This is a genomic window from Amycolatopsis sp. NBC_00355 (assembly GCF_036104975.1).
GTDB lineage: Bacteria > Actinomycetota > Actinomycetes > Mycobacteriales > Pseudonocardiaceae > Amycolatopsis.
In genome coordinates, this window is the sequence record NZ_CP107982.1 from 98,236 (window position 1) to 110,248 (window position 12,013).

The window sequence follows — 12,013 nt, forward strand, 5'->3', positions numbered from 1 at the left end:
AGCATCGTGAGCGCGGCTATCCCGGCGGTATCACGGAGCCACCGCGGGGGCGATAACCCGGACGATAACGACGGTGACACCCGCGCGATAGCGGCGCGATGCCGGGCTTTCCTAACGTCGGTGGGGCAGGTAGCGGAGAAATTCATCGGTCAACGAAACGAAAAGAGACGACGGTGCGTATTCTTTCGGCCCTCGGCGCGCTCGCCACGGCGGTTCTCCTCCCGGTCCTCGCCGCCACCACGGCCCAGGCGGCGCCCGCGGACACCCCGTGGCCGGCGACGGCCACCGACACGCCGTGGAGCACCGCCCCGGCCGACACCCCCTGGGCGGCCCCGTCGGACACCCCGTGGAACGCCACCCCGTCCGACACCCCGTGGTCGTGACCGGTAAGCCGGGTTATCACCGCCCTGAACGCCCACGACGACCGGCACCGCGCGCAAGTCGGGCGAACCGGTCAGCTCGGCAGGCCCTGCAGCGCCGCCAGGTCGGCCCGCACCCCGTCGTCCGGCCCGCCGCCGGTGATCCGGTCATGCAGTTCGAGGGCCTCCACCAGCAGCCGTTCCGCCGTCTCCCGGCGGCCGAGGCCGGCGTGCACCAGGCCGAGCCGGTGCAGGATGCGGGCTTCGCCGGCGACGTCGCGGGCCGCGCGGGCCCGGGTCAGCAGCTCCGTCAGCACTTCCGCCGCTTCGTCGTGGCGGCCCTGGCGCATCATGAGCCCGCTGAGCCGGTAGCGCAGCTGCACCTCGACGCGCGCCGTCCCCGTCCGGTCGCAGATCCGCAACGCCTCGGCCAGGTACGCCCCGGCCCGCTCCTCGTCACCCGCGTCCAGCTCGGTCTGCGCGAGCCGGCCGAGCACGTACGCCTCACCGACGGGGTCCCCGGCCACCCGGAACTCGATGAGCGCCCGCTCGAACCGGGCCTGGGCCTGCGGTTCGGCACCGCGGGCCTCGTCGACCAGCGCCAGGTTGCGGTGTGCCATCGCCTTGCCGTGGGCGTCGCCCAGGTCTTCGAACGTCGCCAGCGCGCGGGCGAGCGGCTCGGCCGCGGCGTCCGGCCGGGAACGGCTCAGGTGCAGGGAACCCAGTGAGCACAGCAAGGCCGCTTCGCCGCGGCGGTTGGCCGCCGCGCGCACGGCGGTCAGGGCTTGGCGGTGCGTGCGCTCCCAGTCGTCGAAGTAGCACCGGTTCTCGAACAGCGCGACCATCGTGACGGCCAGGTCCCAGGCCTGCTCGTCCAGGCCGGCCTCGGCGGCCAGCGCGACGATCGAGCACAGGTTGTCCTGCTCGTCTTCGAACCACACCAGCGGATCCGCCAGGATCCGGTCGACGGCGCCGTCGGGCGGCCGCAGCCGGGGCGCCGAGCCGTGCAGCACGGTGAAGTCGCCGCCGTAGATCCGGTTGTGCGCCTCGGAAGCCAGCCCCAGCCAGCCGCTCGCGACGCGGGCGAGCGCCGCGAGCCGGCCGGTCGCCTGCTCGTGCTCGTCGAGCTGCTCGCGGGCGAAGAGCCGGATGAGGTCGTGGAAGCGGTAGCGCGGGCTGCCGTCCCGCTCGACCGCCGAGATCTCCAGCATCTGCGCGTCGACGAGCCGTTCGAGCAGGTCGGCGGCCTGCAGCTGGTCGACCTCCAGCAGCGCCGCGGCCACCCACACCGGGAAGCTGAGCCGGTCCAGGGCGCTGAGCAGCCGCAGCAGGCGCCGGGCGTCGCCGGCCAGGCCGTCGTAGGTCAGCGCGAGGCTGGCCCGCACCATCAGCTCGCCGTGCGCGAGCTCGTCGAGCCGCCGCCGTTCGTCGGACAGCCGTTCCAGCATCCACGCGAGCGACCAGCTCGGCCGGGCGGCGAGCCGGGCGGCCACGATCCGCAGCGCGAGCGGCAGCCCGCCGACGAGCCGGACCAGCGCGGCGACGGCGGCCGGTTCGGCGGCCACCCGGTCCGCCCCGATAATCATCGCGAGCATCCGGGTCGCCTGCTCGGGTTCGAGCACGTCGACGTCCAGCACGCCGGCGCCGGCCAGCCCGGTGAGCCGGACGCGGCTGGTCACCAGCACGACGCAGCTGGCCGTGCCCGGCAGCAGGTCGCGGACCTGGCGCTCCGACCCGGCGTCGTCGAGCACCACGAGCATCCGCTTGCCCGCCAGCCGGTGCCGGTACATCTCCGCGCGTTCGTCGACCGAGCCGGGCACGGCCGGGCCGGGGACGCCGAGGGCACGCAGGAACCGGCCGAGCACGTCGAGCGGGTCGGCCGGGTGGGCGCGGGTGCCGCCGAGGTCGCAGTAGAGCTGGCCGTCGGGGCAGTGGTCGTCGGCGATCCGGTGCGCGATGTGCACCGCGAGCGCGGTCTTGCCGACGCCGGGCTTGCCCGCCAGCACCACCACGGGGGTCGCGCGGCGGCCCGGGTGGCCGAGCAGCAGCCGTTCGGTGTGCTCGATGAGCGCGTCGCGGGCGGTGAAGTCGGCGATGTCGGTCGGCAGCTGGAACGGCACCACCGGCGGGTGCGCCGGCGCCGCGGGCGCGTCGGGGGCCGGGCTCCGGCGCAGCCCGGCGTCGTCGGCCAGGATCGCGGACTCCAGGCGGCGCAGCTCGTCGCCGGGCTCGAGGCCCAGCTGCTCGACGAGCAGTTCGCGGCCGGCGCGGTAGGTCTCCAGCGCCTCGGCCTGGCGCCCGGACCGGAAGAGCGCGAGCATCAGCTGGCCGCGCAGCCGTTCCCGCAGCGGGTTCGCGGTCACCTGGCTCGCCAGCTCGCCGATCAGCTGGTGGTGCCGGCCGAGCCGCAACCCGAGTTCGAAGTGGGCTTCGAGGGCGTTGAGCCGTTGCTCTTCGAGGTGGCTGGCCTTGGCCTCCAGCAGCCGGCTGCCGGTGCCGCTCAGCGCCGGGCCGCGCCACAGCGCGAGCGCCGCGTCGAGCATCCGGGACGCGTCTTCGAGCTGACCCGCGCGGGTCAGCTCGGCCGAGCCGGAGACCAGCTCGGCGAACGTCCGGGCGTCGAGCTGCCCGTCGGCGACCAGCAGTTCGTAGCCGGGGCCGCGGGTGACCAGCGTGTCGGGGCCGACGGCGTCGGCCAGCGCGCGCCGCAGCCGGGAGACGCAGATCTGGACCTGCGTCCGCGCCGTCGCCGGGGGATCGTCGTACCAGATGGCTTCGATGAGCTGGTCCAGGCTCACCACCCGGTTCGCGTCGACCAGCAGCGTGGCGAGGACGATCTGCTGGCGGCCGGGCGGGATGCGGAGCTCGCCGCCGGCGACGGCCCGGATCTCCAGGGGGCCGAGGATGCGGTAGACGGGCTGCTCGCCGGACGGCCCGCTCGTCGAACTCACACTGTTCCTCAATGCCTGTTCCGTGGCCGGAGAGGGCCGGGCTTCCCGCCTCACCCGACCGCTCGTGAATTTCCCCCGGAACGGAAGTCTGTCTTCTGGACCGAGATAAGCCCATAGTCCGAAAGCGTGAAGCTGTCGACGAAGGCGGTATTTGTACGCCCGCCGTTCGGCCCAGTCGTGGTTATGTCGCCGACCGTCACCACCTCACCGTGCGTCACCGTCACTCTGTGCAGGGTGTGCCGCCGGTTCGGCCGGGCCGCACGGAATCGCTCGATGGCACCGCGACCCTGTAACGGCGCTATTCCGGGATAGTGCAAAACGGCGTCGGCGGTGAAAAGGGAACCGTATCCGTCGAAGTCCTCGATATCGAGGTAGTGGTAGCTGAGCCGCACGTGGTCGATTCCGAGTGCGACGGCGCCGGCACTCGGCCGGGCGTGTTCCCCTGCTCCCGCAGGCGCCATTTCGGCGTCCCTCCACTGAGTCGTCCCGTGGTCGGCCCCGCCACCGGACGGCGGGTGCGCCCAGTCTGGCCGGGGCGGCTTGCGGGCCGCTATCCGCGGGCTATCCCGGCGACTCCGATCGTGGCAGCCGTCCCTGTTGGCACGCAGGGCAGTTTTTTCCAGTTAGACGGACAACGTGTCAGTATCCGCCTGGGCCACGTCCGGGAGGTGTCTCCGGGGAGAGAAACCGTCCCTGCGCACACCCCGCCGTATCCCGGTGATCCTCGTGCTGGGCGCGTAGCGGTGTGGCGCCGACGCGGGTGTTCACGAACCGCGGAGGTGAGCGCGGTGTGCCTCGCCGGACGTGCGTTCCGGTGCGCGGCGACACGGGATCGGTGATCAGCGGCCCGCACGTGGCGACATCCGGGCGGCGGCCGCGCCGACTTCAGCCGCGTTGGCGCAGCAGTTCCGCGGCGACCGAGTACGGCGGGGCCGCCGCCGTCGAACGGGCCGCGTGCGCGACGATCGCGTCCTGGAGGAACCGGTTGTCCGCCGGGCGGGGGTAGGCGGCGTAGACCTCCCGCAGGGAGTCCGCGTCGACGTCGGCGAAACGGCCCGCGTCGGTGAAGACCCCCCGGTGGGTCAACGAAGTCAGGAGCCCGCACCGGTCGGCGATGCCCAGCGACGAGTGCAGGGCGATCGCCTCCCAGACGCGGCCGACGTCGGCGGCCGCGACGCCGTGCTCGGTCAGCACCGCGGCGGCCAGGTCCGCGCCCTCCACCTCGAACCGGGCCCGGCCGGCCGCCCGGGAGCCCAGCCCCAGGTCGTGCAGCACGCAGGCGGCGAAGAGCAGATCTTCGTCGTAGGCCGCGTCGGTCACGCTGCCTTCCCGCCGCGCCACCAGGCGGGCGAACAGGAAGCTGCGGACGCTGTGGCCGGCGATCGGGGCGCTCTCCGACTCCTGGGCAAGGCGGAGGCTCGCCTCGGCGAGCGGGCCGGCGGGCAGGGTGAGTACGTCGTTCATGTCTCGACCGTAGGAACCGGACGCGACCTGCGGAAGTGGCCCGAGTGCCCTTCGGCGCTATGATCGGGCCATGACGATGGAGCGGCACCGGGTGGCGGTTCTCGTGCTGCCCGGCGTGCCGGCGCTCGAATTCGGCATCGCGACGCAGATCTTCGCGATGGATCCGTTCTACGAGATGACCGTCTGCACGAACGGCGGCCCCGGGCCGGTGCCGGGCGCGGGCTTCACCGTCACCGCCACGGCCGGCCTCGACGCGCTGGCCGCCGCCGACACCGTGCTCGTCCCGGGGTTCGAGGACGTCGAGACCCCGCCGGCCGCCGGCGTCCTGGCCGCGCTGGGAGCGGCGCACCGCCGCGGCGCCCGGCTCGTCTCCATCTGCACCGGCGCGTTCGCCCTCGCCGCGGCCGGGCTGCTCGACGGACGTCCCGCGACCACGCACTGGCAGTACGCCGACGTCCTGCGCCGGCTGTACCCGCGCGTCGAGGTGCGGCCGAACCGGTTCTACATCGACGACGGCGACATCCTCACCTCCGCCGGCGTGACCGCGGGCGTCGACCTGTGCCTGCACCTGGTGCGGCTCGACCAGGGTCCGGCGGCCGCCAACAGCCGCGCGCGGTTCCTGGTCGCCCCGCCGCGGCGCGCCGGCGGGCAGGCGCAGTTCGTCGAGCAGCTGCGCGCCGAAGCGACGGGCGACCGGCTGGCCCCGCTGCGGAGCTGGATGCTCGGCAACCTCGCGGAGGACCTCAGCATCGACGTCCTCGCGCGGCGCGCCCTCGTGTCCCGGCGGACGCTCATCCGCCGCTTCCGCGAGGAGACCGGGACGTCGCCGATGGCCTGGCTGGCCGACGCGCGCGTCGACCGCGCGCGCGAACTGCTGGAGACGACCACGCTGTCGGTCGAACGCATCGGCCGGCGCACCGGGCTCGGCGCGCCGTCGTCCGTCCGGGCGGCCTTCCACCGGCACATCGGCACGTCACCGCAGGAGTACCGGACGCTGTTCCGCCACGGCACCCAGCAGCCGGACCCCTGACCCTCAGGCGGCGAGCCGGGGGAACAGCGCTTCCGCGGCCGCGCGGTCGACGTCGGTGAAGTGCTCGGCGCCCGGCCCGTCGTAGGCGGTGAGGTTCTGGTCGAACTGCCCGCGCCACTCCTTCGGGGCGAAGGGGAAGTCGCTGCCGTAGAGGACGTGTCCGGGCGCGGCGAAGGCGAACAGCGAGGGCAGGGCGGTCGGCGTCGCGGAGAGCGCGGTGTCGAAGTAGAACTTCCGCAGCCCGGCCAGGATGCCCTCCGGTGTGGTGCCGGGGTTGAACATCGCCGCGCCGGTGAAGCGGTGCGCGGCGAACGGCAGGAAACCGCCGGCGTGCGACAGGATGACGCGCAGTTCCGGGTGCCGGTCGAACACGCCGTGGGCCACCAGGTCGAGCGCCGTGCGCGTGGTGTCGAACGGGAAGTCCAGCAGCGGGCTGGGCAGGCCGTCGAGGCGGGGGATCGGCGGCTCCGCCGGGTGGACGAACACCACGGCGCGGCGGGCGGCCAGTTCCGTCCACAGTGGCTCGTAGGCCGGGTCGCCCAGGTAACGGCCGCGGGCGTTGGACAGCAGGACCACGCCGTCGGCGTGCAGTTCGTCCAAGGCGCGGACGGCTTCGGCGACCGCGCCGTCGAAGTCCGGCAACGGAAGCACGGCGAAGTGCCCGAAGCGGTCCGGGGTGTCCTTGACCAGTTCCGCCTGGAAGTCGTTGGTCTCGCGAGCCAGGTCGCGGGCCGCGGCGTCGTCACCGAAGTGGACCCCCGGCGCGCTGATGGACAGCACTCCGGTGGTGATCCCGGCTTCGTCCATCATCGCGGTCGCGGCGCCGGGGCTCCACGAGGGCATCGGCCACCCGCCGGCGGTCTGGCCGCTGTTCTCCAGCGCCGCCAGGTAGCGGGGCGGGAGCAGGTGCTGGTGCACGTCGATCCGGCCGGTCATGGTATCTAGCCTCCTAATAGCTAGGTTGCTAACTATTACTTTGCTAGGCTAGCCCGCATGACGACGACCGGCAACAAACCACCCACCGCCGCGGAGGTCGACGAGGTCGTGCAGGCGGCCGACGCGGTGTTCTTCGCCATGAGGAAGGCCCGGTCGGCGGGTGCGGACCGGGACGGCGGGCTGTCGCTGCCGCAGGTCACCATGCTCGAGCCGCTGGCGACCGAGCCGGAGCTGCCGGTCGGGCGGCTCGCCGCGGCCGCCGACGTCTCCATTCCCACGGCCACCCGGATGCTCCAGCAGCTCGAAGGCGCCGGCGTGGTGGTGCGCCGGCGGTCACCCCAGGACGAGCGCAAGGTGCTGGTGGCGTTGACGGCGGACGGCGGCGAGCGCCTGAAGCGGCTGCTGGCGCGCCGGCGTGAACGTCAGGCGGCGGCGTTCGCCGTGTTCACGCCGGCGGAGCGCAAGCAGCTCGCCTTCCTGCTCCGGAAGCTCGTGCCGGTGATCGACGTCGTGTCAGCTGGTGCGGCGCGCGACGTTCAGCCCCTCCACGACGAAGCGCGCCCGGCCCGACGGGAGAGCGTGTGACGGCCAGGACACCGTCACCGTGGCCGTCTCGCCGGGCAGCAGCCACAGGTAGTTCTCGCTGCAGCGCAACGGAAGCACCCGCTCGTCGGTGCGGGCGTCGCGAGCCGAGACGCGGGCGCCCGCGGTGACCACGCGCCCGGTGTTCTTCAGGGTCACCACGGCCTCGCCGCGGTCGCCGTCGCGCCGGACCGGGCCGGCGTGCAGCGAGACGTCGGCCGGGGTCTTGGTCAGCTCCCGCGCGTCCGCCGGGGTGCGGTAGCGCCAGTAGACGTTGCGCGACAGCTCGGCGCCGTCCCGTCCGGCGAGCCGCAGCCGCAGCAGGTGCAGGGCCGGCAGGGCGTCGGTGAACGGGACCGTGAAGGCCGCCGCGACCGAGGACGCGGGCACCGGGACCGCGGCGGTCACCGGGGTGCCGAGCGAGCGCCCGCGCAGGTCGAGCAGCTCGGCGTGCACCGTGGCGTCGTCGAGGTTCCGCGCGGTCTGGTTGACCGCGTGCACCTGCCAGTCCGACAGCCGCGCCTGCACGTGGAGCGGCTCGCACCCCTTGCGCGCGCCGTGGAAGCTGCCGTTGGTGTCGAGGTCGTAGTCGTAGGTCTGCCAGACCGTGCTGTGGTGCGCCGGGTGCGACATCCACAGCAGCACGCCCGACGCGTCGTCCCACAGCGCGGCGTTGTAGGCCTCGAAGATCGCCCGCATGCTCTCGTAGTTGACGAGCTGGGCCTTCGCGCATAAGTCGTCGAGCGAGGTCCCCGGCCCGAACCGGTCCTCGATCGCGCCGCGGTAGGTGTCCGGGTTCTGGCCGCCGCGGGTGCACCAGTCGTGGTGGAACCAGACGTCGCCGATCGGCCACGACGGCTGGTCGCCGGCCAGGCGCCGCATGCTCTCCGCGACCGGCACGGTCGGCAGGCCGATCTCGCTGTGGAACCCGTAACTGCCGATCGAGTAGGTGTCACCGTCGAAGTAGCGCGCGGGGTCGATCCACGAGTACGGCCCGTGCCCGGTGACGACGCCGCCCGCCGAGTTGCCCTGGTACCACAGCTCCGGCTGCTGGGCCGCGAGCATCTTCCGCAGCCCGGCGTCCATCGCGGCGGGCGGGTCGCTCTCGTTGGTGGCGCACCAGACCACAATGGACGGATGGTGCCGGTAGCGCACGACGGTGTCCGTCGCGATGGTCAGGAAGACGTCGTTGTCCGGCGGGAAGATCGCGTCCCCGGCCCAGAAGTCGTTCCACACCAGGATGCCGTTCTCGTCGCAGGCGGCGAAGAACTCCTCGCGGTTGCTGGATCCGACCCAGTTGCGGATCATCGTGAAGTTCATGTCGCGGTGCAACGCGACGGCGTCGGCCATCCGGTGGGGGAGCACCCGGCGCAGCAGCTCGTCGAAGCCCCAGTTGCCGCCCTTGGCCAGCACGCGCACGCCGTTGACGCCGATCTGCAGCGGGGTGCCGGAGTTGCTCACCTTCTTGACGTCGGTCCAGGTCGCGCCGTCGTCGGAGACCTGCACGGTGAAGGTCAGCGCGTACGCGGTCTCCCAGGTCAGCACCACGTGGTCGAACGCCGCCGGCGCGCCCAGGTCCACCTGTATCCACTGGTTGTCGGAGTAGCCGGACGACCAGCGCGTGTCGTCGCGTCCGTCCACGGCGTTGGGGGCGCGGTCGTTCCCGTTGTCCTCCGACGACGCCGTCGCGGTCTTGCCCTGGGCCAGGTCCGGCCCGGAACCATCCACAACGGACAGTGTCCACAGCGAGATGCCGTAACCGGTGGCGCGCTTCCCGCCCTGGATCCGCAGGTAGCGCGCGGTGGTCCGGTCGAACTCCACCGTCTGGGGCGGCGAGTGGTCCGTGGCCGGGTCGATCACGATCGGCTGGGTCGCGGTGTAGCCGAACTGCCGCAGTCCCACGTGGACGGTCCGGAGGTCGCTGACCTGGCTGCCGACGCTCGCCGTGGTCGTCAACGGGTGCAGCTTCGGGTCGCCGTACCCGTTGGGCCACCACAGTTCCGGGCGCCGCAGCCGCAACGCCGGGTCGGTCGCCGGGCTGAAGGTGACGTCGGTCGCCGCACCCGCCGCGAGGGTGACGCGGCGGCTGACCCGGGCGCCCGCCAGCTCGGCGGCGACCGTCACGGTCCGGGCCGCCGAGGACGCGTTGCGCACCGGCACGACCAGGGTCACCTCGGCGACCGACGTGTCGGGCAGGTTCGGCAGCCGGGTGTCGACACGCGGTTCGCCGAGCACGGCGTCGCCGGTCGAGCGCAGCCGGACGTGGTTCCAGATGCCCGCGCCGCGGTCGCGGACGCCGGGCATCCAGTCCCAGCCGCTGATCGAGATGTAGCCGGGCAGGTCCTGCTGCTCGGCGTTGGAGTTCAACGTCGAGACGCCGTCCGGCCCCTTGTCGCCGGGGTTGCCCGGGTGCGGCATCGGGTCGATCCGCACGGCCAGCGCGTGCGCGTCCTTCCCGCGCAACGCCGTGGTGACGTCGAAGGCGGCCCGCGCGACCGGGTGGGTGAGCGAGCCGACGGCGGTCCCGTCGACCCAGACCTCGGCGTGGTGGTCGATCCCGTCGAACTCCAGCCAGACGCGGCGGCCGGCGTCGAACCCGCGGGGCAGCGTGAACTCGCGGCGGTACCACCAGCTGTGCCGCGAAAGCGCTTCCGGGGCGCGCATGTTGCCGAACCCGGACGTCGGCTCGGGCAGCTTGCCCCGCTCGACCAGCGCCGTGTGCACAGTGCCGGGCACGGTCGCGGGCAACCACGTCGACGTGTCGACACCGGCGCGAGCGAGCGCGGCGCCGTCGGCGGCCGGCAGCCGCGAGTCCATCGTCAGCGTCCAGCCCGACTCCAGCGCGACCGTGCCGTCCGCCGCAGTGACCAGGCCGGGCGGCCGGGTGGTGTGCCTGCCCCAGTCGGTCCAGCCGGTGACGTCCGGCCGTGGGTGGTCGGACCGGCCGTACACCTCGAAAGCGTTGACACCCAAGGGGTTCGCGTTCGCCTGCTGCTTCGCCGTGAGCCGGACCCAGCGGGCCGTGACCGGCTTCGCCAGCGTGACTTCCACGCGGCCGCCGGGGGAGTCGGTGGCGTCGTGGACGCCCTGCCAGGTGCGGCCGTCGGCCGAGACGTCGAGGCTGAACGCGACCGCGCAGCTGGACAGCACCTCCCAGCCGGTGGTGTTCAGGAACGGGTTGATCCCGGACGCCGGGGTGAACACCGGGTCCGCGGCGGTGGCCTCGAACACCAGCACCACCGACTCGATCCGGCACGCGGCCTGCAGGTCCACGGCGATCCACTGGGGATCACCCGCACCCGCCCGCCAGCCCGAGCCCTTCACACCGGTCTCGGCCAGGCCGTCCACGGCGAACCACGCCGGCGTCGGCGCGTACGCCGTGGAGGACACCGTCACCGGCCGGTAGCGGGCCAGGTCGGTCGCCTGCTGGGCCTCGGCCGCGGCGGGGAGCGCGGCCGGCACCCCGAGCGCGGCGAGCAGCACGGCGTTGGACTGCAGGAACCTACGACGGGACAGACCGCTCACGGCCAGGGGCTCCTATCGGGAGAGCTTGAGATCGACGAACCGGGGCCGGTTGTTGTCGATGTTCGCGTAGAGGTCGGCCAGCTTCTCGCTGTTGGTGTTGTAGGAGATGACGAGCTCCCCGGGCCTGCTGATCTCGGGGTGCGCCGCGACGTTGTAGGTGTAGCGCCCGTTCCCGGCCTCAGGCGCGGTGTAGATCGTCTCGCCGCCGGTGAACGGCCCGATCGGGCTGCTCGCGTGATAGGCGTGGATGGTGCTTTCCAGGCCCGAGCCGAACGTCGTGAGCAGGTACTCGCCGCCGACGGGCGTGACGCCGAACGAGCTGCCGACGTTGCCGAGCAGCCGCGCCGACGCCGCCGGGTCGGCCGACCAGCCGTCCGCGGCCCGGAACTGCCACGGCCCGTCGAGCCGGCCGATCGGGGCGCGCGCGACGTGCAGGTACTTCGTGAAGCCTTCACCCTCGACGCCGTAGATGTAGGTCCATCCGCCGTCGCGCATCAGTTCGGTGCCCCACTGGACGTTACCGGCCGAAGCCACGTCGGTGAGCTTCTCCAGGCGGAACGTGTAAGGGTCGAGCGTCGCCAGCTTGGTCTTCGTCCAGGCGAAGTTGAACGGCGGCGGGTCGTCGGTCGGCGCCTGCTCGAACTCGATCACCCGCAGCTTGCCGCCGTCGACGATGCCGTCGCCGTTCCAGTACCAGTAGTCGTTCGGCTCACCCGGGCTGTTCGGCGTCGGGCCGACGAGGGACTTCGGGTGTCCCGGCGGACCGGGTGCGATCGTGGTGAGGATGTGCTTCGCGTCCGGTGTGGACAGTACAGCCGAGTTGTGCGTGAACGGCGACGACTCCGGCAGGCTGTCGTCGGCGCGCACGGGCCCGAAGAAAGTGTCGTTGTACAGCCAGACGTCCAATCCGGACGGCAGCCGCGTCGAGTAGGTGCCGTCGGCCGCGGCCCAGCCGACGCCGGGGCGGCGGCCGAAGTCCTGCCAGCGCTGGGTGAGTGCGGTGTCGGCGGTGGCGCCGAGAATCCGAAGTGGACGGTCGGTCGCGGCGGCGGGTCCGGCGATGGCGAGGGACGCGGTGACGGCGGCGGACAGTGCCAGGGTGCGGCGGAACTTCACGGGTCGCTCCTCAGGTGTCCTGGTGCTGATTGACAACGTTGGCAACGCGG

Annotated in this window: 9 protein-coding genes; 3 read left to right on the plus strand and 6 right to left on the minus strand. The window is 72.9% G+C overall.

Annotation, left to right across the window (positions count from 1 at the left end; translation table 11 throughout):
- Nucleotides 1–173 precede the first annotated feature (173 nt).
- Nucleotides 174–383, plus strand: a complete 210-nt coding sequence (locus tag OHS18_RS00390) for a hypothetical protein (RefSeq protein ID WP_328615450.1) — start codon at nucleotides 174–176, stop codon at nucleotides 381–383.
- A gap of 71 nt (nucleotides 384–454) precedes the next feature.
- Here the strand turns inward: OHS18_RS00390 and OHS18_RS00395 are convergent, their stop codons facing one another.
- The 3 genes from OHS18_RS00395 to OHS18_RS00405 all read right to left on the minus strand — a co-directional run bounded on the left by OHS18_RS00395 (nucleotide 455) and on the right by OHS18_RS00405 (nucleotide 4,774).
- A complete protein-coding gene (locus OHS18_RS00395) occupies nucleotides 455–3,310 on the minus strand; it encodes an AfsR/SARP family transcriptional regulator (protein WP_328615451.1) in 2,856 nt (951 codons plus the stop codon).
- A 50-nt stretch (nucleotides 3,311–3,360) separates the two neighbouring features.
- Complete coding sequence (locus OHS18_RS00400) at nucleotides 3,361–3,702, minus strand: nuclear transport factor 2 family protein (protein WP_328615452.1); 342 nt, start codon at nucleotides 3,700–3,702, stop codon at nucleotides 3,361–3,363.
- 493 nt (nucleotides 3,703–4,195) lie between these two features.
- Nucleotides 4,196–4,774 carry an HD domain-containing protein gene (locus OHS18_RS00405; protein ID WP_328615453.1) on the minus strand — a complete coding sequence of 193 codons (579 nt, stop codon included), beginning with the start codon at nucleotides 4,772–4,774 and terminating at the stop codon, nucleotides 4,196–4,198.
- A gap of 70 nt (nucleotides 4,775–4,844) precedes the next feature.
- Between OHS18_RS00405 and OHS18_RS00410 the strand changes: the two genes are divergently transcribed.
- Nucleotides 4,845–5,804: a GlxA family transcriptional regulator gene (locus tag OHS18_RS00410; RefSeq protein WP_328615454.1), complete on the plus strand. Its 960-nt coding sequence runs from the start codon at nucleotides 4,845–4,847 to the stop codon at nucleotides 5,802–5,804.
- Between the two features lie 3 nt (nucleotides 5,805–5,807).
- Here OHS18_RS00410 and OHS18_RS00415 read toward each other — a convergent pair whose 3' ends face one another.
- On the minus strand, nucleotides 5,808–6,740 hold the full coding sequence (locus tag OHS18_RS00415) for an amidohydrolase family protein (RefSeq protein ID WP_328615455.1): 933 nt from the start codon (nucleotides 6,738–6,740) through the stop codon (nucleotides 5,808–5,810).
- A gap of 57 nt (nucleotides 6,741–6,797) precedes the next feature.
- Here OHS18_RS00415 and OHS18_RS00420 point away from each other — a divergent pair, with 57 nt between their 5' ends.
- The gene (locus tag OHS18_RS00420; RefSeq protein ID WP_328457276.1) at nucleotides 6,798–7,325 is read left to right on the plus strand and encodes a MarR family winged helix-turn-helix transcriptional regulator; all 528 of its coding nucleotides are present in this window, start codon (nucleotides 6,798–6,800) and stop codon (nucleotides 7,323–7,325) included.
- Here the strand turns inward: OHS18_RS00420 and OHS18_RS00425 are convergent.
- Together OHS18_RS00425 and OHS18_RS00430 are read right to left on the minus strand one after the other, a co-directional pair.
- On the minus strand, nucleotides 7,254–10,847 hold the full coding sequence (locus OHS18_RS00425) for a discoidin domain-containing protein (protein ID WP_328615456.1): 3,594 nt from the start codon (nucleotides 10,845–10,847) through the stop codon (nucleotides 7,254–7,256). The genes OHS18_RS00420 and OHS18_RS00425 overlap by 72 nt on opposite strands.
- A 12-nt stretch (nucleotides 10,848–10,859) precedes the next feature.
- Nucleotides 10,860–11,963, minus strand: a complete 1,104-nt coding sequence (locus tag OHS18_RS00430) for a DUF5005 domain-containing protein (protein ID WP_328615457.1) — start codon at nucleotides 11,961–11,963, stop codon at nucleotides 10,860–10,862.
- Nucleotides 11,964–12,013 lie beyond the last annotated feature (50 nt).